Source organism: Allobosea sp. CS1GBMeth4 (assembly GCF_900185715.1).
Taxonomy (GTDB): domain Bacteria; phylum Pseudomonadota; class Alphaproteobacteria; order Rhizobiales; family Beijerinckiaceae; genus Allobosea.
Genome location: NZ_FYAS01000017.1, coordinates 33519 through 56230 on the forward strand (window position 1 = coordinate 33519; position 22712 = coordinate 56230).

Below are 22712 nucleotides of genomic sequence, written 5' to 3' on the forward strand. Positions count from 1 at the left end.
TCTGACGGCGCTGCCCCGGCCCTCACCGCCCCGGCTTGAAGGGCGCCATGCCGGCCCGCGCCAGCGCGTCGGCGCGCTCGTTCATCGCGTCGCCGGCATGGCCCTTGACCCATTTCCACTCGATCTTGTGGCGGCCGAGCGCGGCGTCGAGGCGCTTCCAGAGCTCCTCGTTCTTGACCGGCTTGCGATCGGCGGTCTTCCAGCCGTTCTTCTTCCAGCCATGGATCCAGCCGGTGATGCCCTGGCGCAGATACTGGCTGTCGGTATGGAGCGCGACGGTGCAGGGCCGCGTCAGCGTCTCCAGCGCCGCGATCGCCGCCATCAGCTCCATGCGGTTGTTGGTGGTCAGCGCCTCGCCGCCTGAGAGCTCGCGCTCCTTGCCCTTGTAGGACAGGATCGCGCCCCAGCCACCGGGGCCGGGATTGCCCGAGCAGGCACCATCCGTCCAGACCTCGACCGCCTCGCTCACCGCCTCAACCCGTAGTCGCGCGCGTCCGCGACGCGCTGATGGAAGGCGAGCTTGCGATCGTATTCGAGCGGATCATGCGGCTTGACCAGCGCGCCGGGCGGCACGTTGAGCCAGTCGACCAGCCGGGTCAGCAGGAAGCGCAGCGCCGAGCCGCGGCAGAGCGTCGGCAGCGCCGCGATCTCGGCCGCGCCGAGCGGGCGCACGCTCTCATAGCCGGCCAGCATCGCCTGGCCCTTGGTCAGGTTGAACGAGGCATCGGCCTCGAAGCACCAGGAGTTCAGGCAGATGGCGAGGTCGTAGGCATAGGCGTCGGTGCAGGCGAAGTAGAAATCGATCAGGCCCGACAGCTTGTCGCCTATGAAGAAGACGTTGTTCGGGAAGAGGTCGGCATGGATGACGCCGGCGGGCAGGTCCTTCGGCCAGGCCGCCTCGTGCACCGCGATCTCGGCCATGACCCGCCGCGCCAGCCCGGGCGAGACCTTGTCGGCATCGGCCCCAGCCTGCTCGGCCAGCGGCCGCCAGCCCGGTACCGAGAGCGCGTTGACCCGTCTCATCGCGAAATCCGCGCCCGCCCGGTGCAGCAGGGCGAGCGCCCGCCCGACCTCGGCGCAATGGGCCACGCCGGGGCGGCGCACCGACAGCCCGTCGAGGAAGCTCACGATCGCCGCCGGGCGGCCGCAGAGCGTGCCGAGCGCCTTGCCCGACGGGTCGAGCACCGGCACCGGACAGGTGAGTCCGCGCCGAGCGAGATGCTGCATCAGCTCGATGAAGAACGGCAGGTCGGCCGGATTCACCCGCTTCTCATAGAGGGTGAGGATGTAGAAGCCTCGCGTCGTGTGCACGAGATAATTGGAGTTCTCGACGCCTTCGGCGATGCCCTTGGCGGAGAGCAGCTCGCCGATGCCGTAGCCGGCCACGAACGCGGCCATCTCGTCATCGGGCACTTCGGTATAGACGGCCACGCTAAACTCTCAGCTCACTCGGCTGCGGTCGGGGTGGGCTCGCGCAGTTCGCGCGGCAGCGGAAAGAACACGCTCTCGTCGGCGGTCGAGACCGTCTCGACCGTGACCTCGTAGCGCTCGGCGAAGGCGTCGATGATCTCCTCGACCAGCACCTCGGGCGCGCTGGCGCCGGCGGTGATGCCGAGGCGGCGGATGTCGCCGAAGAGCGACCAGTCGATCTCGTTGGTGCGCAGGACGAGGCGCGCCACCGGGCAGCCGGCCCTCTCGGCGACCTCGCGCAGGCGCTGCGAATTGGAGGAATTGGGCGATCCGACCACGATCAGCCCGTCGACCAGCGGCGCGACGCGCTTGACCGCCTCCTGGCGGTTGGTGGTGGCGTAGCAGATATCTTCCTTGTGCGGAGCGATCAGCGCCGGGAAGCGCGCCTGCAGGGCCTGGACGATCTCGCGGGTGTCGTCGACCGAGAGGGTGGTCTGCGTGACATAGGCCAGCTCCTGCCCCGCCGGCGGGCTCAGCCTGGCGACGTCATCGAGCGTCTCGATCAGCGTGATCGCGCCGTCGGGCAACTGTCCCATCGTGCCGATCACCTCGGGATGGCCGGCATGCCCGACCAGGAGGATATGGCGGCCGCGCTTGTGGTGGACCTCGGCCTCGCGATGCACCTTGGTGACCAGCGGGCAGGTCGCGTCGATGGCGAAGAAATGGCGCGCCTGCGCCTCGGCCGGCACCGATTTCGGCACGCCATGGGCGGAGAAGATCACCGGCCGCGTCGCGTCCGGCACCTCGGACAGCTCGGCGACGAAGACCGCGCCCTTCCGCTTCAGCGATTCGACGACGTATTTGTTGTGCACGATCTCATGGCGCACGAAGACGGGCGCGCCATGCAAGGCGAGCGCCTTCTCGACGGCGTCGATCGCCCTGACCACGCCGGCGCAGAAGCCGCGCGGAGCGCAGAGCAGGATATCGAGCGGCGGCTTGGCGGTCACTGTGCGGGTTCCGAGACGATCGCGTCTTCTTTCGATCTGGCGGCTTCGATGTCAAGGAAGGTGGGCCGCAGCGCATCGCCGCCTGCGCGGCCGCCCTCTCGCAGGATGGGGCCGCAGGCCCTACATTGCTCGCGATCGGCCATCGCCTTCGCGCCGCCCACCCTTCGCTCCAGCACGAGTCCCTTCATGGCCGATGCCTCGCATGCCAGCTATCTGCCGCCGATCCTGACCTTCTGCGCGGGCGCCGTGGTGGCTGTGCCGATCTTCCGACGCTTCGGACTGTCGGCCGTGCTCGGCTACCTCGCCGCCGGCATCGTCATCGGCCCCTCGGCGCTGGCGATCGTCAAGGACCCCGACACGGTGCGCAGCACCGCCGAGATCGGCGTCGTGCTGCTGCTCTTCCTGGTCGGGCTCGAACTGCAGCCGGCCCGGCTCTATTCGATGCGCAAGGACATCCTCGGCGCCGGCCTGGCGCAGATGGCGCTGAGCGCGCTGGCGATCGGCGCCGCCGCCTGGCAGTTCGGCGTCGCCGCCGGCGGCGCGACCGCGATCGGCCTCGCCCTCGCCCTGTCGGCGACCTCGATCGCGCTGCAGCTGCTCGAGGAGCGCGGCGACGGCGCCGAGCCCTACGGGCGGCGCACCTTCTCGATCCTGCTGTTCCAGGACATCTCGATCGCGCCGATGCTGGCCTTCCTGCCGCTGCTGGCCACGACCGGCGCCGCTCATGGCGGCGGCTCCGGCAAGGCGCTGACCGGGCTCGGCCTCGCCCTGCTCGCCATCGCCATGGTGGTGCTCGCCGGCCGCTATGCGCTCAATCCCCTGTTCCGGCTGCTGGCCAAGGCCGGTGCGAAGGAGGTGATGACGGCCGCCGCGCTGCTCGTCGTGCTCGGTGCCGCCCTGCTGATGGAGCAGGTCGGGCTCTCCATGGCGATGGGTGCCTTCCTCGCCGGGGTGCTGCTGGCGGATTCGCATTTCCGGCATGAGCTCGAGGCCGATATCGAACCGTTCCGCGGCGTGCTGCTCGGCCTGTTCTTCATGGCGGTCGGCATGTCGATCGACCTGAGGCTCGTCGTCGAGAACGCGCTGCTGCTGATGGTCGCGGCGCCGCTGCTGGTGCTGTTCAAGATCGCCGTGGCGGCGGCGATCCTGCGCGCCTCCTGCTCGTCGACGACCGAGGCGATCCGCGCCGGCGCGCTGCTCTCGCCCGCCGGCGAATTCGCCTTCGTGCTGCTGCCGCTCGCCGCCTCGCTCGGCCTGCTCGACGACAGGCAGGGCGCGCTGGCGACGGCGATCGCCGCGCTCAGCATGCTGCTCGGCCCGGTCGCGGCCAAGCTGATCGATCTCTGGCTCGCCGCCCACGCGCCGCCGCCGGAGGAGATCGAGGAGACCTTCGACGGGGTGGCGCCCTCGGTCCTCGTCATCGGCTTCGGCCGCTTCGGCCAGGTGGTGACGCAGGCGCTGCTGCTGCAGCACCTCGACGTCACCATCATCGATTCCGACATCGAGCGGATCCGCTCGGCCGCCAAGTTCGGCTTCAAGATCTACTATGGCGACGGCACCCGTCTCGACGTGCTGCGCGCCGCCGGCGCCGGCAAGGCGAAGGTGGTGTGCATCTGCATCGACGACCGGCAGGCGGCGCTGCGGATCGTCGAGATGGCCAAGGCCGAGTTCCCGGCGGCGCGCATCCATGCGCGCGCCTATGACCGCGTCCACGCCATGGATCTGATGCGCGCCGATGTCGACTATCAGCTGCGCGAGACCTTCGAATCGGCGCTCGGCTTCGGCCGCGTGACGCTGGAGGCGCTCGGGCTGAGCTATGAGGAGGCGAGCTTCGTGATCGAGCACGTGCGCGACCGCGACGCGCAGCGCATGGAGATCCAGTTCAGCGAAGGCATCGCCGCCGGCCTCGACAAGGTGCCGCGCGTCACGCCCGAGCCGCTGATCGCGCCCAAGGGCAAGTCGAAGGCGCTCACCAAGGAGACGCAGGACGTGATCGAGGATGGCGGCGCCGAGGTCGCGGTCGGCGGGGTCGGGGAACCGGCCGAGTGAACGCGCCTACGAAATCCGTGCAAGCCGTCTTCGTCAGCGGCTCGACGCTCGGCCATGTCGTGACGATGACGGCGACCGCCTCGGTCGGGCTGATCGCGATCTTCGTCGTCGACTTCCTGTCGCTGCTCTACGTCTCGCGCCTCGGCCGGCCCGAGGCGACGGCGGGTGTCGGCTATGCGACGATCGTGCTCTACGTGATGGTCTCGTTCAATGTCGGGCTGATGATCGCGGTGACCGCGCTGACGGCGAGGGCGCTCGGCGCCGGCGACCGCGAAAGCGCGCGCCGCCTCGCCGGCTCCTCGCTGGCCGTGATGGCGATCTGCGGCCTTGGCCTGAGCCTGGTGATGCTGCCGCTGCTGCCCTGGCTGCTGCCCCAGCTGGGCGCCCATGGGGAATCGCTCGCGGTCGCGACCGCGTTCCTGTGGATCACCCTGCCCTCGAACGCGCTGATGGCGCTCGGCATGGGTCTTTCGGGCGTCCTGCGCGCGGTCGGCGACGCGAGGCGGGCGATGTACGTCACCCTCGCCGGCGGCATCGTCACGGCGGCGCTCGACCCTCTGCTGATCTTCGGCTTCGGCCTCGGGCCGAACGGCGCCGCCTGGGCGACCGTGCTCTCGCGCATCGTCTTCCTCGCCGTCGGCTTCCAGGGAGCGCTCGGCGTGCACCGGATGATCGCGCGCCCGACGCTCGCCGCGCTCCGCCGCGACGTCCGGCCGACCTTCGCGATCGCGGCGCCGGCGATCCTGACCAATCTCGCCAACCCGATCGCCAATGCCTGCTTCTTCGGCATCATCGCCCGCTTCGGCGACCAGGTCATCGCCGCGACCGCGATCATCGACCGGCTGGTGCCGGTCGCCTTCGGCGTGCTGTTCGCGCTGTCCGGCGCGGTCGGGCCGATCCTGGCGCAGAACTGGGGCGCGCAGCGCTATGATCGCATGCGCCGGGCGCTGACCGATTCCGTCGGCTTCGCCGCGGCCTATGTCGCAGTCGCCAGCCTGCTGCTGGTGCTGCTGCGGCACCAGCTCGGCGCCCTGTTCGGCGCCGGCGGCGAGACCGCGGAGCTCGTGGCGTTCTTCTGCCTGATCGCCGGGCCGATGTGGCTCTTCGTCGGCGCGCTCTTCGTCGCCAACGCCGCCTTCAACAATCTCGGCATGCCGTTCTATTCGACGCTGTTCAGCTGGGGCCGCGCCACGCTCGGCACGGTGCCGCTCGCCTGGCTCGGCGCCTATCATGCCGGTCCGAAGGGCGCGCTCGCCGGCGCCGCGCTCGGCGCCGTGCTGTTCGGCATCGCCGCGCTCGTCACCGCCTATCGCGGCATCGCCCGGCTCGAGCGTGCGGCCGAGGCCGCCGCAAGGCCCTCGCTTGCCTGACAGCGGCCGGCTGCTATCGTTCCTCCTCGGAATTGGCGGGGTGATCCCGCCGGAGCCGGATCCGGCCGGGTTACGACAACCCGGTCGGCGAATCCGCCTCCATGCTCTTGGCGGGAGCGCGCCATGATGACCCTGTTCGAGATGATGCAGTCGGCCCAGAACGGCCAGGCGATGCAGAATCTGGCGCGGCAATACGGGCTCTCCCTGCAGCAGACCCAGGCGGCGCTCGACGCGCTCCTGCCCGCCTTCTCGATGGGGCTGCAGCGACAGATCCAGAATCCCTATGCCTTCGGCAATCTCGCCCAGATGATGACGGCGACGCCGTTCGGCCAGATGTACGATTCCGACGGCGACGGCATCCCCGACCGGGCGACGCCGCTCGGCCAGGACGTGATGAGCCAGATCTTCGGGTCCAAGGAGGTCGCCAACGCCATCGCCGCGCAGGCGGCCGCGACGAGCGGGGTCGGCCAGGCGATCCTCAAGCAGATGCTCCCGGTCATCGCCTCGATCCTGATGGGCGGGCTGTTCAAATCGGTGAACAGCCAGGGTCTCGGCGGCATTCTCGGGCAGTTCGCCGAGATGATGCGCGGCCAGATGCCGGGCCAGCAGGCGCCGGCCCCGCAGGCCAATCCGGCCAATCCCTGGGAGCAGATCCTGGGCGGGCTGTTCGGCGGGCAGAGACCGCCCGCCGGCCAGCCGCAGGGGGGCCCGTTCGGCGGGGCCATGCCCGGCATGCCGGCGGAGATGGGCGCCATCTTCGGCCAGATCCTGAACGGCATGTTCGGTGGCGCCCAGGGCCAGGCTCCTCAGGCCAGTCCGGGGCCGGCAGCGCAATCGCGCCGGCCGGCGCCCGAACCGGAGCCGGACGAGCCGCCGCCATCGAGCGAGACCGGGCCGGGTTCGATCGGGCTCGACGCGCTCAACCAGATGTTCGAGCACGGCCGCAAGGTCCAGGCCGACCAGCAGGAGGCGCTGCGCTCGATCTTCGAGACGATGCTCGGCGGCGGCCAGCGCAAGGCCTGAGCGACGCATTGCGGCACGGTCAATTCGGACCGTCATTCCGCGCAGGTGCCGACAGGCGCGCAGATCCGGGACCGGTTGACGGGCGCCGGAGCTCCCCGAAGGCGGCCATCGATCAATTTGCGTGATGCAGCCTGTCGTCAGGCGCTCAGGCGTTCGTCCCATTCATACGCGTCGTCGGCGACGGGTGCGCTCGTCCGCGACGACCCGTCGTCGGTGTGGAAGCGCGCGACGAGCTCGTTGAGCCGCCCGATCTGGCCACTCAGCGTGCTCGCCGAAGCCGCGCTCTCCTCGGCCAGTGCCGCATTGGCCTGGGTCATCTCGTCCATATGGGCGACCGCCTGGCTCATCTCGTCGATGCCGTGCGCCTGCTCGGCAGCGGCGGCGGAAATGTCGGAGACGGTGGCGGACACCTTCTTCGAGGCCTCGACGATGCGGCTCAGCGCCTCGCCGGCGGCGCGCACGAGCCCGACGCCCTGCTCGACCTCGACACCGGACTGATCGATCAGCGCGGTGATGTCCTTGGCGGCCTCTGCCGAGCGCTGAGCCAGCGTCCGGACCTCGGAGGCGACGACGGCGAAGCCCTTGCCGGCGTCGCCGGCGCGGGCCGCCTCGACCGCCGCGTTGAGCGCGAGCAGATTGGTCTGGAAGGCGATCTCGTCGATCACCGAGGTGATGTCGGTGATCCTGCGCGAGGCCTGCTCGATGCGGCTCATCGCGTCGACGGCCCGGCCGGCGACCGCGCCGCCGTCGACCGCGACCTCGGTCGCCTCGTTGGCGAGCGCGACGGCCTGGCGCGAAGCCTGCGCCGAGGCCTTGACCGAGGCGGCGAGCTGTTCCGTGGTCGCGGCCGTCTCCTCGAGCGAAGAGGCCTGCTCCTCGGTGCGCTTGGACAGGTCGTCGGCGCCGGAATTGATCTCGCGCGCGGCGTTGCCGACCTCGACGGCGGTGGCCTGGATCGTCGTGATCGTCTGGGCCAGATGGGCGACGGCGTTGTTGAAGTCCTGCTTCAGCGCGACATAGTCGGCGGCGACCTCCTCCTCGATGCGGACACCGAGATCGCCCTGCGAAAGTCGGGTCAATCCCCCCGCCAGCGCCCTGACCACGACCGCCTGCTCGGTGGCGAGGCGCTGCTGCGCCTCGGCGGCGGCGGCGCGCTCGGCCTCGATCGCCAGACGCTGCCGCTCGGCGGCGGCGCGGCCGGCTTCCGTCTCGCCCTCGAGGCGCTGGACGGCGAGCCCGTTCTCCTTGAACACCTGGACGGCGCGGGCCATCTCGCCGACCTCGTCGCGGCGATCCTGCCCCTCGACCTCGACGGCGTGGTCGCCGCTCGCGATCTGGCCCATGCGGAGCTTGAGGCGCTCCAGCGGGCGCGTGATGGCCCGTGCCGTGAGGAGGGCGCCGCCGAGCAGGCCGAGCAGGGTGCCGGCGACGCTGAGGCCGATCGCGATCAGGTTGACGCGCCGCGCCGCGCCGGCGAGCGCTTCCGATGTCGCTTCGGTGTCCTGCCTGATCTCGTCGTTGACCTTGGCGGCGGCGCCGGCGATCTCGCTGATCGTCCTGTCGAGCTGCGACATGATCGAGAGCGCCGGCAGGTCCTCGTCGCGAGCGGCCTGGGCGATGATCTGGTCGATGTCGGCCTTCGCCGCCTGCAGGCGCCGGCTCAGCTCGTCGAAGCTCTCGGCGCGCTGCGGAAAGCTGATCTTGGCCTCGACCAGCGCCTGCAGCGACGCCGCATAGGCGCTCTTCACCTTCTCGATGCTGGTCGCGTTCTGCTTCATGAACTCGGGATAGGCGATCGCCTGATAGAGATTGCCGACGATCTCGCTCATGGCGCTGGCGGCGCGGGCCGAGTCGAGGATGGCCGCCGCCCGCTGCGAGATCAGATCGGAATAGGTCTTCTCGATGCGGCCGAACTCGACCGCGCCATAGACCGCCGAGCCGATACCGATCGCTCCCATCACCAGCATGGGGATGGCGAGCTTGAACCTGATCCGCAAATCCTGAAAGCGACGCATCGAGGCCCCCGGCATGGATTGGCGAGCGCGCCGCGGCCGGCGCAATGCGGCGCAAATGTGACCGATGTTGCTGAACGAAGCGTTACTGCGCGTGCGACCCGGTTAACGATCTCGGCGAGGTTGCAGTTCGCGCACGAAAAAGGGCGGCAGCCGAAGCCACCGCCCGCAGGAACGCGTCACGCCAAGGGGTCAGGCGTTGCACGCGATCTTGATGTCCTTCGCGCTCGGCCGGGGGGCGGCCTGGATCACCACGGGCCGTCGAAGCCCGGCCTCTCGCCTGCCGGCGGCAGCCGAGCGCTGCTGGGCGGAGCGGGCCTCGAGCACGCTCGACGGGTCGCTCAGCCAGGAGACGGAGAGCGCGCCCTCGATATCGGACCGGACGAGGCCGATATCCTTCAGCCCGCGCTCGTCGAGCTCGCTGAGACGCATCACCTCGCGACGATGCAGCAAGGCTCGGCCCAGATGTTTCGCGCCCGAAACCGTGTGGGCGGCAGCACGCGCCGCGCCGCCGGAAACGGCAGACAAGGTCTTCGTGACGAAGGTCATGACCAGCATGACGGCCTCCTCGGGTTGGACATGGAACGGAGCCTTCCGCCCTGAACCGATGCCGACCGGTCCATGCGGGAGAGTGACCAAACGATAACTCCGCGCTGGTCATCAGCCAAACGAATGGTTATGATGTTTAGCACAACCGATCTTGATGAACCTCTGGCAGGAGGCCGGCATGGCCCATGTGCTCGACGCCGATCAGCTCAAGACCTTCGTCGCCATCGCCGATACCGGCTCGTTCACCCGCGCGGCGGAGATCGTGTTCAAGACGCAATCGGCCGTCTCGATGCAGATGAAGCGGTTGGAGGAGCGGATCGGCCGGCCGCTCTTCGGCCGCGACGGGCGCCATGCCAAGCTGACCGAGGACGGCGAGCGCCTGCTCGATTATGCCCGCCGCATCGTCCGGCTCAACCTGGAATGCGTGGCGAGCTTCACCGAGGCCGATCTCAAGGGCCGCATCCGGCTCGGCGTGCCCGACGATTACGCCGACCGCTACCTGCCCGAGATCCTGGCGCGCTTCGCCCGCTCCAACCCGCGCACGGAGGTCACGGTGGTGTGCGAGCCGACACCGATGCTGGCGGAGCGGATCGGCACCGGCGACATCGACCTCGCCATCATCACCCATGTCGAGGGCCGCGGCCAGGGCGAGATCATCCGGATCGAGCCGCTGCTCTGGGTGACGTCGGCCCGCCATTGCGTGCACGAGGAGGATCCGCTGCCGCTGGCGCTCGGCCGACCGACCTGCAACTGGCGCCAGGCGGCGGTCGAGGCGCTGGAGAGCAAGGGCAGGCGCTTCCGCGTGCTCTACGCCAGCTGGAACTCGACCGCGGTCGGCGCCGCCGTGGTGGCCGGGCTCGCCGTCTCGGTGCTGCCGGAAAGCGCCGTCAGGCCCGGAATGCGCATCCTCGGGCCGGCGGAGGGCTTCTCGACCCTCCCCTCCTGCAAGATCGGCCTGCTGCGCACAAGGCACGACCCCTCGATCCTGTCGAACGCACTGGCCGAGCACATCATCCAGAGCCTGGACAACCTGCAGAGCTTCAAGGTGGCGGCGGAGTAGGGTTCAACCCGGAAGATCAATTGTGCCGCCGTAGCGTCACGACCCACGCACTGAAATTCTTGACGGTGAAGCCCCAATCATCGGCGAAGCCGAGGATGATGGGGCGATGGGTATAGCTGACGCGCACCGCCACGCCATGATCGAGATCGCCGAGCAAGGCCAGGGCACGCGCATTCATATCGGGAGGCAGGAACGTCATCGTGCCACCCATGCTGTTGCCGTCGATCGCGTTGTTCTTCTCCTGGAAATAGGCCATGCCGATTTCGATCGTCGGCAATGCCGGAGCAATGCTCGGACGGCGCGGTCCGATCGACTGGATCGCTTGATTGAGGCAGCTCTCATCCGAACAGGAGGCAAGGGCCAGCGCGATCTCGGCGGCGATCCGATTGAGGTCGCGCTGGATAGTGATCGCATAGGTGAGGTCGACGGCTCCGGACAGCATCGCGAACATGGCCGTGCTGATGAGCGCGAACTCGACGGCGGCGACGCCGCGCTGGTCCCTGACGATGCCGCGCCGCGAACCCCGACGGAAGACGTTGGCCAGCCTCCTCATCACGGCCTCCTGTAAAGCGCGGCACCGCTGACGTAGAGCGTCGGCAGTCCGGGAACGAACGTCGCGACGGGCGCGCGGGCTCTGATCAGCATCAGGGTCCCGGCGGCCCCGGCGACGAAGGCGGCGCCGGTGATCGGCTGCGTCCCCGCCCCGTAATTGGCGAGAGGCTGGTTTTCGAGGAGCAGGTTGGCCGCGCAATTGTCGATCGCGATCATGCGCGCGCAGACCTGCGCCACGACCTGCGCCCGATTTCCGGCGTAAGTTCCAGCAGTTTGCCCAGTGGCCGCGTTGGAAACCGCATCGTGGAGGTACATCTGCGCCATGAAGGCGAGCGCGAACTGGAGGATGCCGAGCATCAGGACGAGAAAGGTCAGGCCAATGAAGGCGAACTCGACCGCGGTCGAGCCCGCCGCGTTCCGGCAGAAGGCCCGCCACCGCGACGCGAGACGCGCGGTGGCGGTCGACAAGGCGTCACGGCAGGACACGTCTGCCCTCCGTCACGGACAAGCGCCGCTGCAGAAGCGGATATAGTCGATCAGGCCGCCATAGGTGTCCTCGCGGCCGGCAGCGCGGAAATAGATGCGATAGGTCGTACCCTTGACGAGGCCGGTGAATTTGATCACCCGCTCGGTCCATTGCGCGCTGTGGACGCAGACATCGACCATGTTCGACAGATTCGAGGCAGGGATTGTCGCAGTATTCTTGTCGAAGAACACCTCGATCCGGTTGGTCTGCTGTTCCCAGGTGGCCCAGTCCACTGCGGTCGCCCAATTGGAGGCCGCAGTCTTCGTCGCGCAGATGACCTGGTTGCCGTAGGCTGGGTTGCGAACGCGCGAAATATACCAGTATCGCAGCTCGTAGGCGCCGTTCACGGGCGCCTTGAAATCGCGATACATGGCCGAATTGGTCCTGCAATTGGACGTGTAGCAATGGGAATCCAGCTCGGCGAAGAAGTTGCCGAAGCGCATGTCGTTGGCAGCGAGCTCGGGAATGCCGTTGATCTCGATGCCACCCTTGCCGCTCAAGGTCGTCCAGCCGTTCCAGTTGTTCAGCACGGTCCAGCTGTTCGAGGCGACGTTATGGTTGTTCTCGAAGGATTCGCTGAAGATGATCTGGCCTGCCTGCGCCGCGGCCAGCGTAATGTTGCAGGTCCGCTGCACGGCGAGATTGATGGTGTCGAAACCGAGTATGCCGCCGAAAGCGTTGGTGCTCGCGGCCGTGGCATTGACGGTGATGACGTTGTTGGAGATCGAGGTGGACGCGGTGACGCCGCTGACGCCGTTCTGGGCGAGACCGCTCACCCAGGAGGAGATCACCTGGTTCGCGGTCGATGTGAAATTCTGGTTCGGGTTGGACTCGGCCAGTTTCGCAATGTCCTTCGCAGCCTGCTGACAGCCGAGCTCGACCGCGCTCGCGATCCGCTGCCGGCGCGCCGCCGCCTGGCTGAGGTCGATGCCGCCGCCGACCGCGAGCGCGAGCGCCGGCGCGGCGAGGCCGAACATCAGAGCGCTGACGCCGCGGACATCCTTCAGGAACGATCGGAACAGGCCGGGCATCGAAGGCCTCGCAAACAGGACTGGCAAGCAAGAGGACGATTGCCGGACGCTAGGCGCGAGGCGATTGAGAAAACCTTTCCGGAACCCGCGAATGTCACTGCTATCGCTGCGAAAACCGGTGGAATCCGGCATTCCCGGGCAACATGGTAAAATGCAGTTAAAACTGAATGGAGAGTCGGGCTCGGCAGGCGGGCTGGCAGCCGAGCGGTTTGGAGGACCGGATTTACTGGAGCCCCGGCAGGACGCTGGCATATTTCGTAGCCAGCAGCGGCCCGATCTCGCGCAGGGCGGCCAGCGCGGCGATCGAGATGAAGAACGCGATGAAGCCGTATTCGAGCGCGGTCGCGCCGCGGCGGTCGCGCAGGAAGTCGAGGACCAGGGCGGGAAGGCGTTCCATGCTCCTCGACTAACGCAAAACTCCGGATAATTGGTTAACCCGAAGCGCGAAACCGGCCCTGACCGGCACTCTTCTTTGCAAGCGCGCCGATTACAGTGCCAGTTCGGGAAACACCGGCTCGACCTTGCCGCCCCAGGCTCCTTGCTCGCGCACGGCCAGGCGCTCGGCGAGCGTGCGCCCGCTCTGGGTGATCGCCACGATCGGATCGAGATAATGCGTCTCGTCGCGGCCCTGTTCGTCGAGGCGGGCGCGACGGGCGAGGCCGGCGCGCGCCAGCTCGACCACCTCGCGCGCCAGATCGCGCAGCGGGCGCGCGCCGATCCGCGCATTGAGCCCGGCCTTCGGCACGGTGTCGCGCAGGCCCTGCCGCTCTTCGGCGCTCCACGCCTTGACCAGGTCCCAGGCGGCGGCGAGCGCGGCGTCGTCATAGAGCAGGCCGACCCAGAAGGCCGGCAGCGCATTGAGCATCTCGACGGGGCCGGCGTCGGCGCCGCGCATCTCGATATAGCGCTTGAGCCGCGCCTCCGGGAACAGGGTCGAGAGGTGGTTGGCCCAGTCCGACATGGTGGCGCGCTCGCCCGGCAATTGCGGCAGCCTGCCGGCGAGCAGGTCGCGGAAGGAGGCCCCGGCGACGTCGTGATAGGTGTCGCCGCGCTTGACGAAATACATCGGCACGTCGAGCGCCCAGTCGACATAGGCCTCATAAGACATGCCCGCGTCGAAGGCGAAGGGCAGGATGCCGGAGCGGGCGTTGTCGGTGTCGCGCCAGATCTCCGAGCGCATCGACTGGAAGCCGTTGAGCCTGCCGTCGCTGAAGGGCGAGGCGGCGAAGAGCGCCGCCGCCAGCGGCTGCAGAGCAAGGGCGACGCGCAGCTTGCGGACCATGTCGGCCTCGCTGGCGAAGTCGAGATTCACCTGGACCGTACAGGTGCGGAACATCATGTCGAGGCCGCGCGTGCCGACCTTCGGCATGTAGTTCCTCATGATCTCGTAGCGCCGCTTCGGCATGATCGGCGTCTCTTCGCGCGTCCAGAGCGGCGAGTGCCCGAGCGCGAGGAAGCCGATGCCGTGCGGTTCGGCCACCGCCTTCAGATCGGCGAGGTGCTGATCGAGCTCGCGCGCGGTCTCGTGCACATTTGCAAGCGGCGCGCCGGAGAGCTCGAACTGGCCGCCGGGCTCCAGCGAGATCGCGCCGCCGCCATCCGGGCCAGCGAGGCCGATGATGTGGCCGGCGTCGAGGATCGGCTCCCAGCCGAGGCGCGCCTGCATGCCTTCGAGCAACTGCCGGATGCCGCCGCTGCGGCCGGCGGCGGCGCCCTCATAGGGAACCGGGCCGAGATCGTCGCGATAGAACGGAAACTTCTCGTGCTCGGTGCCGAGCCTGAACTCGTCCGCCGGTTTTTCGCCCTGCGCGATCCAGCCGACGAGTTCGGCCTTCGAGCTGATCGGTGTCGAATCGGATACGTCGCGGGCCATGACTGCTCCGGCATGCGTGCCCGGCGCGCCGCCTGCCCTCTCGGGCAGCGGAACAGGCCGGATCGAACGGGGCGACATGGCGAGCGCAAGCGGGCGCCCCGCCGCGCCATGCGCTGAGGAGCGCCAGACATAGGCGAGCGGCGATCATCCGACAACGACCGCGGACGCGTGCACGCGCGCATCGACCTTGCATCGATGCATGATCCCGGACGCGTCAGGCCGCACCGCGCAGGAGATCCGCACCTTGCGGCAGGAGCCCGTCGTCGTCCGCCCGGGTCTGCGCCGCGATCCAGTCCGTGACCGCGGCGATCCCGGCAGCCTGGCCACCGGCGCCGGCGCGCGCTTCCTCGAAGATCGCGAGCTGCATGTCCGCGCTGGTGCCGCCGGCGACGATGGTGCGGCAATGAGCCAGGTCGAGGCCGCAGCCGAGCGCGGCCGCATCCTCGTCGAGCAGAGCCAGGACCTCGTCCAGGACCTGCGCGACCGGGATCATGGCGCGGCGCTTCTCGCAGACGAAGCCGCCATGCAGGCCATAGCGCTGGGCCCGCCAGATGTTCTCGCCGGCGAGGGCGCGCGAGGCCGCGGTCAGGTCGGCGTTGAGCCCGGGATTGCGGGCGAGATGACGCACGAGGCAGCGATAGAGCGCGGTGATGGCGAGCGTGTCGTCGAGCCGCGTGCAGCTGTCGGCGACGCGCAACTCGAGCGTCGGATGCTGATGCGAGGGCCGGACCGCCCACCAGATGAAGCTGGAATCGCGCATCGCCCCGGCTGCGACCATGGTGTCGACATAGGTCTGGTAGTCGGCGGCGTCGGCGAACAGCTCCGGCAGGCCGGTCCGCGGCAGCTCCGCATAGGCGCAGAGCCGATAGCCCATCAGCCCCGTCCGGCGCCCCTGCCAGAACGGCGAGGAGGTCGAGAGCGCGAGCAGCAGCGGCAGGTAGGGCAACATCCTGACCATGATCGAGATGCGCTGCTCCTGGTCGGGCACCTCGACATGGATATGCAGGCCGCAGAGCTGGTTGCGGCTGCCGAGCATCTGCAGGTCGCGCATGATGCCGTCATAGCGCTTGGCCTCGGTGGCGCGCTGGCGGGCCCAGACGGCGCTCGGATGCGTGCCGCAGGCGAGCAGCAGCATGTCGTGCTCGCGCGCGATCTTCGCCAGGCCCGAGCGCAGGCGCCGCAGCGAGTGGCGCGCCTGGGTCATGGTCTCGCAGACCGGCGTCGCCACCTCGATCTGCGATTGCAGCATCTCGCGCTGCAACTCGTCCGGAAAGGCGGCCTGCGCCGCCTCGATGAAACGCGGTGCGATCTTGCGCACGGCGCCGCGGCTTTCGGCATCGGACAGGAAATACTCTTCCTCGACGCCGAAGCGGTAGGCGCTGCTCACCATGATGTCTCTCCCCCGTGGCGGCCTGCTCCAGTGCGAAGCAGCGGCGCCAGACTGGCAGTCAATGAGTCAGAACTGCGGCCGGAGGCGCAATTCCTCCGCCTCAACGCGGAAGGTGCCCGCACGTTCCAGCCCGCCGCATGGCGGACGGGCGGCCGCAAGTCCCGGGACTAATTGGCGGACCAGTCGCCGAGCGTCGCCTGGACGAGCGCCAGCGCGGCGACCGCCGCAGTGTCGGCGCGCAGGATGCGCGGACCCAGCGACAGACGCAGCGTGCGCTCGCGCCGGAGAATCAGCGCCCGCTCCGATTCGTCGAACCCGCCCTCCGGGCCGATCAGCACGGCGAGCGGCCTGCGCGGCGATCCTTGCAAGGCCGCCAGCGGACTTTCCGCCTCGAGCGCCTCGTCGCAGAAGATCAGCAGCCGCTCCGGCTCCAGCGCAGCGAGCGCCGCGGCGAGCGGCTGCTCGGGCCGGATCTGCGGCAGGGTCAGGATGCCGCACTGCTCGGCCGCCTCGACCGCGTTGGCGGCGAGCCGCTCGAGATTGATCCGCGACACCTGGGTGAAGCGCGTCAGCACAGGCTGGAGCACGCCCGCCCCCATCTCGACCGCCTTCTGCGCCATATAGTCGAGCCGAGCATGTTTCAGCGGCGCGAACAGATAGACGAGATCCGGCGCGACAGGCTGCGGACGGGCCTGCCGCAGCGCTTCGAGACTCGCCTGCTTGCGCCCCTCCGCCCGGATCGCGCAGAGCCACTCGCCGTCGCGGCCGTTGAAGACCAGGATCGTGTCGCCGCTGCGCAGTCGCAGCACGTTGAGCAGGTAGTTGGCCTGATCGCGGGCGAGATCGAGCACGGCTTCCGGGGCCAGTGCCGCATCGCAATACAGCCGGTGTTTTGAGAAGTCCCGCATGCGATCCGAATCCGATGGCGCCAGAATGGCGCGAAAGTCGCCACAATCCCGCGCTATCGGCAAGCATACGCGGCGAAATGCAAGCCGGCGCTTGTTGGCGCACGGCTGTGGCTGTTATGGAAAGGCCCGCAACGCCGGGACGGGCGGGGTGACGGGACAAGAGCGGAGCGGATGATGCGGCGATACGCGACCCTGAAGCTGGCTACGGCGCTGGCCGGCCTGGGCCTGGCCGGGCCGGCATGGGCGCAAGTGCCCTCGGGCTGCGAGAACCTCCAGAAGCTCGTCCAGGAACGCCAGTCGATCGTGCAGCAGCTCAACGCCTCGTCGAAGGCGAAACGCAAATTGACGCCGCAGCAGGCCTGCAGCACCTTCGGCCGGCTGGTCGGCAACGGCAACGCGCTGATCAAGTTCGCCACCGCCAATCAGGACTGGTGCCAGATTCCGGCGAGCTTCATCGACGGCATGAAGACCGACAACCAGAAGGCCACCAATTTCCAGGGCCAGGCCTGCAACGCGGTGAAGCAGCAGGCGGCGATGCAGCGTCGAGCCCAGCAGCAGGCGCAGCAGCAGGGTGCCAACCCGTTCGGCGGCGCCGATTCCATCACCGGCGGCCCGATGCGCGTGCCGCAGGGCGCGCTCTGAAGCAGCCGCGCGCGATGGCGTCGTCTTCTCCCCACGCCACCGACGCTCCGCTTCCCGACGCTCTCACGGGCCATTGGGTCGACACGCGCGCGCCCAGGCGCCTGCGGCCCTATCTCAAGCTCGCCCGGATCGAGCGCCCGATCGGCTGGCAACTGCTGCTGCTGCCGTGCTGGTGGTCGGCGGGGCTGGCGGCGATCGCGGCCCGCCAGCCTGGTCCGAACCTCTGGCACTGCCTGCTCTTCCTGGTCGGCGCGATCGTGATGCGGGCAGCGGGCTCGACCTTCAACGACATCGTCGACCGCAAGCTCGACGCCCAGGTGGCACGCACGCGCGGCCGCCCCTTGCCCTCCGGGCAGGTCAGCGCCAAGGCCGCCGCGCTCTTCATGGTCGGGCTGTCGCTGGTCGGCCTCGTCGTGCTGCTGCAGTTCAACCGCTTCACGGTGGCTGTCGGCATCGCCTCGCTGGCGATCGTCGCGATTTATCCGTTCATGAAGCGGGTGACCAACATGCCGCAATTCGTGCTCGGCCTCGCCTTCTCCTGGGGCGGGCTCGTCGGCTGGAGCGCGATGTTCGGGCGGCTCGATGCGCCGGCCTATCTGATCTACGCCGCCGCGGTGTTCTGGACGATCGGCTACGACACGATCTACGCGATGCAGGACATCGAGGACGACGTGATCGCCGGCATCAAGTCGAGCGCGCGCTATTTCGGCGCCTTCACCCAGCAGGCGGTCGGGCTCTGCTACGGCGCGACGATCGCCCTCGCCGGCGTCGCGGCCTGGTTTGCCGGCGCCGGCCTCGTCGCCTTCATCGGGCTCGGCTTGTTCGCGCTGCACCTCGCCTGGCAGGTCCACAGCATCGCCGGCGCCGACGGCCGCACGGCGCTGATGCTGTTCCGGTCCAACTGGCATGCCGGCCTGATCCTCGCCGCCGGATTGGCACTCGATGCGCTGGTGAAGTTCGCCTTCTAGATCGCTTTCGTCCGCGCCGGATCGTCGCCATCGGGAGCGTCAGAGCGCTCCGGCCCGCCCGCCCGCTTCGCCGCACGCGCCACGATGACGGGCCCCGCGCCGGCTTGGGCGGAGAGCGTCTCTACGACAGGATTTCGCCTGTGATCACCACCGGGCGATCGGGCAGGCGGCCGGTCTTGCGGCGGGCCAAGAAGCGTGGCCGGCGGCCGGCCAGCAGCGCATGGCGGCGGCGGATGCGGATCGGCCCCAGGGCGAGCCGGCCGAGCTGCGGGTAGGGCTCGGTGATGTCCCCGTCGCTGGTCTCGAGCAGGAGCGGCAGCCCGCTGCTGCGGCCGGCATCGCGCCAGACGGCGATGGCATCGTCCTGATCGAGCACGGCGACGACGACGGAGCGGCCGTCGCCCGCGGTCAGGGCGAGCTGGAAGCGGTCGTCGTCGGCGATGGCGCCTCCGGCGAGGCGCAGCGCGATGCCGCGCCAGCCCGCGCCGCCGCGCAGGATGCGCACGGGGCCGACACGTTCGATGCGGGGGCTGTCGCAGGGCTGCGGCGCATGCGCCGCCTGCGAAGGCTGTCCGTTCTGGTTATGATTATGTGCGGCGCCGGGGAAGGCGGGCACGCGCCCGGCCTCCCCGGCGGCCGGCGTGACGCTGGCCATCGGTTTGAACGCCTCTCTTCAATCCCTGCTGCGCGGAACCCTCTGTCGATGCGGGGTTCTCGTGCTTGCAGGAAGGAGACTGGCGGCAAGGATTGTCCGAGCGCTTAAGAGCTTGGGTTAAACAAAGGTGACGAAGCCGGTTTCGGTCCGATCCCGGCCGGTTTCCCGGATGATGCTTGACGGAATCTTTCGGGTGGCTCCGGTTTTGTCCTTGTTCGGCCGCCATATGCCGCCATAACGAAGCATGATGACATCGATGCCGCTGCCCATCGCCGAGGACCTGCTGCCGGCCGTCGAGGCCTCCTGCCGCGAGGCCGGCCAGCTTGCGCTCGACCTGTTCCGGCCGGGCGCGAAGACGGCGGCGAAGACCTGGTCGAAAGCGGGCGGCTCGCCGGTGACGGAAGCCGATATCGGCGTCGACACCTTCCTGCATGTGCGCCTGTCTACCCTGCTGTCGGAGGCGGCCTGGCTTTCGGAGGAGACCGTCGACGACACGGTGCGGCTGTCACGCCGCTTCGTCTGGGTCGTCGACCCGATCGACGGCACCCGCGCCTTCATGACGGGCTCGCCGGACTGGGCGGTCTGCGTCGCCCTGCTCGACGAGGGCAGACCCATCCTCGGCGTGGTGCACGCGCCCGCAGCGACCGCGACCTATACGGCGCTCCGCGGCGGCGGCGCCCTGCGCAACAAGCAGCCGATCCGCACGAACGCGATCGACACGCTCTCCGGCGCGCGCATCGCCGGTCCCAAGCCGATGCTCGACGCGCTGGCCCGCCATGAAGACTTCGTCGCGGCCGACAAGATCCCCTCGCTCGCATTGCGGCTCGCGCGCATCGCGGATGCCACGATCGACGCCGGGCTGGTCTCGCCCGATGCGCGCGATTGGGATCTCGCCGCCGCCGACCTCGTCCTGCGCGAGGCGGGCGGGCAGGTGACGACGGCCGAGGGCGAAGCGCTGCGCTATAATTGCGAGACGCCGGTCCACGGCATGCTCATGGCGGCGGGCTCCGGCCTCGCCGCTCCGCTCGCGCGGGCCCTGCGCCGCCTGCGTGAAAGCCAGCCGCTGCGCGGCTGAACGCGACGCAACGCCGCGGCCGCAGCGTTAGCAGGAAAACTGCCGGAAATAACCGCATTTTCTTGACGGACGGGCCTCGCGCGCGCGGCGCGGATGGCTTATCTGGTCGCACGGCAAAAGCGCGGGCGGGGCGGGCCGGGTCGGATCCGGCGGCGCCGTCCGCCTGCTTTCGACATATCAGGATGACACGGGCCGGAGACGGACGATGAGCGCGAGCCAGGATACCAAACAGCTGCTGCACCTCGTGATCGGCGGCGAGCTGAGCTCGCTCGACGGGGTCGAGTTCAAGGATCTTTCCAAGGTCGACATCGTCGGTGTCTATCCCAATTACGCCGCGGCCTACGCCGTCTGGAAGGCGAAGGCGCAGGCGACCGTGGACCAGGCCCAGACCCGCTATTTCGTCGTCCATCTGCACCGCCTGCTCGATCCCTCGACCATGCAGCGCTGATTTCAGAGCCGCCGCCAGTCCGGTTCGATGGGATTTTCCCTGCTCAAGACCAGGTTCGCGCAGGAGGCGCTCGGCCGCAGCCTCGCCTCCTATCTGCGCCTGGTGCGCCGCACGAACCGCTTCGTCGTGGAGCCGGCCGACATCTACGAGCGGGTGCGCGGCGAGCTGCCGCTGATCATCGCGATGTGGCATGGCCAGCACATCATGATCCCCTTTGCCCGGCCCGACTGGATGCCGGCCTGCTCGCTGGTCTCGCGCCATGGCGATGGCGGCTTCAACGCCGTGGCGCTGCGCGAGCTCGGCATCGGCGCGATCCGCGGCTCCGGCGCTTCCGGCAAGAAGGTCCGCGAGAAGGGCGGCGCACCGGCCTTCCTCGCCATGGTCCGGCGCCTGGCCGCAGGCGACACCATGGTCCTGACGGCCGACATCCCCAAGCGCGCCCGGATCTGCGGCCCCGGCATCGTGCAGCTGGCCCGCGCCTCGGGCCGCCCCATCCACCCCATCGCCGTGGTGACCAGCCGGCGCATCGACTTCAACAGCTGGGACCGCGCCTCGATCGGCCTGCCCTTCGGACGCGGCGCCATCGTCGTCGGCGAGCCGGTCCATGTCGCGCGCGACGCGGACGAGGCGACCTGCGAGGCGGCGCGGCTCGCCGTCCAGGCCGGGCTGGATGCGGTGCATGAACGGGCCTATGCGCTGATCGGCGCGCGCGATCCCGGCGCCGGCCTGCGCGAGGCTCAGGCAGCCGCCGCGGCGGCGAGGGCGCGCGCCACATGATCGGCCGCAGCTTCATCATCAGCGCCTACCGGACGCTCTCGGCCGTGTTCGAGCCGGCCGCCGCCGGCCTGCTGCTCTGGCGACGCCGGCGCGGCAAGGAGGATCCCGCCAGACTGTCGGAGCGGCGCGGCCATCCGAGCGTCGAGCGGCCGCTGAAGACGCTGGTCTGGCTGCATGGGGCCAGCGTCGGCGAAACGGTGACGCTGCTGCCGCTGATCGAGCGCCTGCAGCGCCGCGGCCTCGCCGTGCTGGTGACATCGGGCACGGTGACCTCGGCGCGCCTGCTGGCGCAGCGGCTGCCTGCCGGAGCGATCCATCAATATCTGCCGCTCGACGTGCCGCGCTATATGCGCCGCTTCCTCGATCATTGGCGCCCCGATCTCGGCCTGATCTGCGAGTCCGAGATCTGGCCCAATCTGATGATCGAGGCCGGCAAGCGCGGCGTGCCGCTCGTCCTGATCAACGCGCGCATGTCGGAGCGCTCCTTCCGGCGCTGGTACAAATTCCCGCAGACTTCGCGCTACCTGCTCTCCGGCTTCGACCGCTGCCTCGCGCAGTCGCAGGAGGACGGGCAGCGGCTCGCGCAGCTCGGAGCGCCGCGCGTCAGCATCGCCGGCAACCTGAAATTCGACGTCCCCGCCCCGCCGGCCGACCCGAACACGCTCGCCCTGCTCGACGGACTGGCCGCCGGCCGGCCGGTCTGGGTCGCCGCCTCGACCCATCCGGGCGAGGAGGAGGACGTGCTCGCCGCCCATCTCGGCGTCAGGGCGCACCTGCCGAAGCTCCTCACCATCGTCGTGCCGCGCCATCCCGACCGCGGTGGCGAGGTCGAGGCGCTGGCCCGCGCCAACGGCGTCGCCAGCGCGCGCCGCTCGCTCGGGCAATTGCCCGAGCGGCACATCGATTTCTACATCGCCGACACGCTCGGCGATCTCGGCCTGTTCTACCGTCTCGCGCCGGTCGCCTTCATCGGCGGCTCGCTCGCGCCGATCGGCGGCCATAATCCGATCGAGCCGGCCAAGCTCGGCTGCGCCTTGCTGCACGGCCCGCTCGTCCACAAATCGGCCGACCTCTTCGCCGCCTTCGACGCCGGCGGCGGCGCGATCCAGGTCGCCGACCGGCAGGAGCTCGCCCAGGCGGTGCATCGCTGGCTCAGCGACCCCGCCGCCGCGCGCCAGGCCGCCCGGGCCGCCGCGCGCACCAGCACGGAGCTCGGCGGCGCGCTCGAGCGCACGGTCCAGGCGATCGAGCCGCTGCTGCTGCGCGCCGCCATCGGCCAGCGCGAGGCCGTCGGCTGATGCGCGCCCCGGGCTTCTGGTGGCGGGCGTCGCCATCCGCCCTCGCCCGCCTGCTGCAACCGCTCGGAGCACTTTACGGGGCGATCACG

Annotated in this window: 24 protein-coding genes; 10 read left to right on the forward strand and 14 right to left on the reverse strand. The window is 69.4% G+C overall.

Features of this window, described 5'->3' with window-relative positions; all coding sequences use genetic code 11:
• Positions 1–22 precede the first annotated feature (22 nt).
• The 4 genes from rnhA to CS1GBM4_RS10630 are packed head-to-tail and all read right to left on the reverse strand — an operon-like array spanning position 23 to position 2605.
• Entirely contained in the window at positions 23–469 is a 447-nt protein-coding gene (rnhA, locus tag CS1GBM4_RS10615; RefSeq protein WP_186418691.1) for a ribonuclease HI, read from the reverse strand.
• On the reverse strand, positions 466–1431 hold the full coding sequence (locus CS1GBM4_RS10620; RefSeq protein WP_186418692.1) for a homoserine kinase: 966 nt from the start codon (positions 1429–1431) through the stop codon (positions 466–468). The genes rnhA and CS1GBM4_RS10620 overlap by 4 nt, the downstream gene beginning before the upstream one ends.
• Positions 1432–1445: 14 nt before the next feature.
• Complete coding sequence (gene ispH / locus CS1GBM4_RS10625; protein WP_186418693.1) at positions 1446–2417, reverse strand: 4-hydroxy-3-methylbut-2-enyl diphosphate reductase; 972 nt, start codon at positions 2415–2417, stop codon at positions 1446–1448.
• A complete protein-coding gene (locus tag CS1GBM4_RS10630) occupies positions 2414–2605 on the reverse strand; it encodes a hypothetical protein (RefSeq protein ID WP_186418694.1) in 192 nt (63 codons plus the stop codon). Before CS1GBM4_RS10630 ends, ispH begins: the two co-directional genes overlap by 4 nt.
• Here CS1GBM4_RS10630 and CS1GBM4_RS10635 point away from each other — a divergent pair.
• The 3 genes from CS1GBM4_RS10635 (at position 2604) to CS1GBM4_RS10645 (ending at position 6859) form a co-directional block, all read left to right on the forward strand.
• Positions 2604–4466 carry a monovalent cation:proton antiporter-2 (CPA2) family protein gene (locus tag CS1GBM4_RS10635; protein ID WP_186418695.1) on the forward strand — a complete coding sequence of 621 codons (1863 nt, stop codon included), beginning with the start codon at positions 2604–2606 and terminating at the stop codon, positions 4464–4466. The genes CS1GBM4_RS10630 and CS1GBM4_RS10635 overlap by 2 nt on opposite strands.
• Positions 4463–5836, forward strand: coding sequence for an MATE family efflux transporter (locus CS1GBM4_RS10640; RefSeq protein WP_244607164.1), 1374 nt, complete (start codon positions 4463–4465; stop codon positions 5834–5836). Before CS1GBM4_RS10635 ends, CS1GBM4_RS10640 begins: the two co-directional genes overlap by 4 nt.
• A 123-nt stretch (positions 5837–5959) precedes the next feature.
• Positions 5960–6859 (forward strand): DUF937 domain-containing protein, encoded by a 900-nt coding sequence (locus CS1GBM4_RS10645; RefSeq protein ID WP_186418696.1) that lies wholly within the window; start codon positions 5960–5962, stop codon positions 6857–6859.
• Positions 6860–6996: 137 nt separating this feature from the next.
• On the opposite strand, the gene CS1GBM4_RS10650 is transcribed toward CS1GBM4_RS10645, so the two are convergent.
• Together CS1GBM4_RS10650 and CS1GBM4_RS10655 are read right to left on the reverse strand one after the other, a co-directional pair.
• Positions 6997–8874, reverse strand: coding sequence for a methyl-accepting chemotaxis protein (locus tag CS1GBM4_RS10650; RefSeq protein WP_186418697.1), 1878 nt, complete (start codon positions 8872–8874; stop codon positions 6997–6999).
• A gap of 189 nt (positions 8875–9063) precedes the next feature.
• Positions 9064–9429 carry a DUF1127 domain-containing protein gene (locus CS1GBM4_RS10655; RefSeq protein ID WP_186418698.1) on the reverse strand — a complete coding sequence of 122 codons (366 nt, stop codon included), beginning with the start codon at positions 9427–9429 and terminating at the stop codon, positions 9064–9066.
• A gap of 169 nt (positions 9430–9598) precedes the next feature.
• Between CS1GBM4_RS10655 and CS1GBM4_RS10660 the strand changes: the two genes are divergently transcribed.
• A complete protein-coding gene (locus tag CS1GBM4_RS10660) occupies positions 9599–10480 on the forward strand; it encodes a LysR substrate-binding domain-containing protein (RefSeq protein ID WP_186418714.1) in 882 nt (293 codons plus the stop codon).
• Between the two features lie 16 nt (positions 10481–10496).
• Here the strand turns inward: CS1GBM4_RS10660 and CS1GBM4_RS10665 are convergent, their stop codons facing one another.
• The 7 genes from CS1GBM4_RS10665 to CS1GBM4_RS10695 all read right to left on the reverse strand — a co-directional run bounded on the left by CS1GBM4_RS10665 (position 10497) and on the right by CS1GBM4_RS10695 (position 16760).
• Positions 10497–11033 (reverse strand): TadE/TadG family type IV pilus assembly protein, encoded by a 537-nt coding sequence (locus CS1GBM4_RS10665; protein WP_186418699.1) that lies wholly within the window; start codon positions 11031–11033, stop codon positions 10497–10499.
• Positions 11033–11500 (reverse strand): TadE/TadG family type IV pilus assembly protein, encoded by a 468-nt coding sequence (locus CS1GBM4_RS10670; protein ID WP_186418700.1) that lies wholly within the window; start codon positions 11498–11500, stop codon positions 11033–11035. The genes CS1GBM4_RS10665 and CS1GBM4_RS10670 overlap by 1 nt, the downstream gene beginning before the upstream one ends.
• Before the next feature lie 30 nt (positions 11501–11530).
• A complete protein-coding gene (locus CS1GBM4_RS10675; RefSeq protein WP_186418701.1) occupies positions 11531–12721 on the reverse strand; it encodes a hypothetical protein in 1191 nt (396 codons plus the stop codon).
• 91 nt (positions 12722–12812) lie between these two features.
• The gene (locus tag CS1GBM4_RS10680; protein ID WP_186418702.1) at positions 12813–12986 is read right to left on the reverse strand and encodes a Flp family type IVb pilin; all 174 of its coding nucleotides are present in this window, start codon (positions 12984–12986) and stop codon (positions 12813–12815) included.
• 90 nt (positions 12987–13076) lie between these two features.
• Positions 13077–14462 (reverse strand): glutamate--cysteine ligase, encoded by a 1386-nt coding sequence (locus tag CS1GBM4_RS10685; protein ID WP_186418703.1) that lies wholly within the window; start codon positions 14460–14462, stop codon positions 13077–13079.
• A 214-nt stretch (positions 14463–14676) separates the two neighbouring features.
• Positions 14677–15852, reverse strand: coding sequence for a carboxylate-amine ligase (locus CS1GBM4_RS10690; protein WP_186418704.1), 1176 nt, complete (start codon positions 15850–15852; stop codon positions 14677–14679).
• 167 nt (positions 15853–16019) lie between these two features.
• Positions 16020–16760: a 16S rRNA (uracil(1498)-N(3))-methyltransferase gene (locus CS1GBM4_RS10695; RefSeq protein ID WP_186418705.1), complete on the reverse strand. Its 741-nt coding sequence runs from the start codon at positions 16758–16760 to the stop codon at positions 16020–16022.
• A 174-nt stretch (positions 16761–16934) separates the two neighbouring features.
• Between CS1GBM4_RS10695 and CS1GBM4_RS10700 the strand changes: the two genes are divergently transcribed.
• Both CS1GBM4_RS10700 and ubiA read left to right on the forward strand, forming a co-directional pair.
• Positions 16935–17402, forward strand: coding sequence for a hypothetical protein (locus CS1GBM4_RS10700; protein ID WP_186418706.1), 468 nt, complete (start codon positions 16935–16937; stop codon positions 17400–17402).
• Positions 17403–17416: 14 nt separating this feature from the next.
• Positions 17417–18370 carry a 4-hydroxybenzoate octaprenyltransferase gene (gene ubiA, locus CS1GBM4_RS10705; protein WP_186418707.1) on the forward strand — a complete coding sequence of 318 codons (954 nt, stop codon included), beginning with the start codon at positions 17417–17419 and terminating at the stop codon, positions 18368–18370.
• Positions 18371–18491: 121 nt separating this feature from the next.
• On the opposite strand, the gene CS1GBM4_RS10710 is transcribed toward ubiA, so the two are convergent.
• Complete coding sequence (locus CS1GBM4_RS10710) at positions 18492–19025, reverse strand: DUF6101 family protein (protein ID WP_186418708.1); 534 nt, start codon at positions 19023–19025, stop codon at positions 18492–18494.
• A gap of 256 nt (positions 19026–19281) precedes the next feature.
• On the opposite strand from CS1GBM4_RS10710, the gene CS1GBM4_RS10715 reads away from it, so the two are divergent.
• The 4 genes from CS1GBM4_RS10715 (at position 19282) to CS1GBM4_RS10730 (ending at position 22623) form a co-directional block, all read left to right on the forward strand.
• Complete coding sequence (locus tag CS1GBM4_RS10715; protein WP_186418709.1) at positions 19282–20100, forward strand: 3'(2'),5'-bisphosphate nucleotidase CysQ; 819 nt, start codon at positions 19282–19284, stop codon at positions 20098–20100.
• A 205-nt stretch (positions 20101–20305) separates the two neighbouring features.
• The gene (locus tag CS1GBM4_RS10720) at positions 20306–20548 is read left to right on the forward strand and encodes a DUF4170 domain-containing protein (protein WP_186418710.1); all 243 of its coding nucleotides are present in this window, start codon (positions 20306–20308) and stop codon (positions 20546–20548) included.
• Between the two features lie 27 nt (positions 20549–20575).
• Positions 20576–21325 carry a lysophospholipid acyltransferase family protein gene (locus CS1GBM4_RS10725; RefSeq protein ID WP_186418711.1) on the forward strand — a complete coding sequence of 250 codons (750 nt, stop codon included), beginning with the start codon at positions 20576–20578 and terminating at the stop codon, positions 21323–21325.
• The gene (locus tag CS1GBM4_RS10730) at positions 21322–22623 is read left to right on the forward strand and encodes a 3-deoxy-D-manno-octulosonic acid transferase (protein WP_186418712.1); all 1302 of its coding nucleotides are present in this window, start codon (positions 21322–21324) and stop codon (positions 22621–22623) included. The genes CS1GBM4_RS10725 and CS1GBM4_RS10730 overlap by 4 nt, the downstream gene beginning before the upstream one ends.
• Positions 22624–22712: the final 89 nt, after the last annotated feature.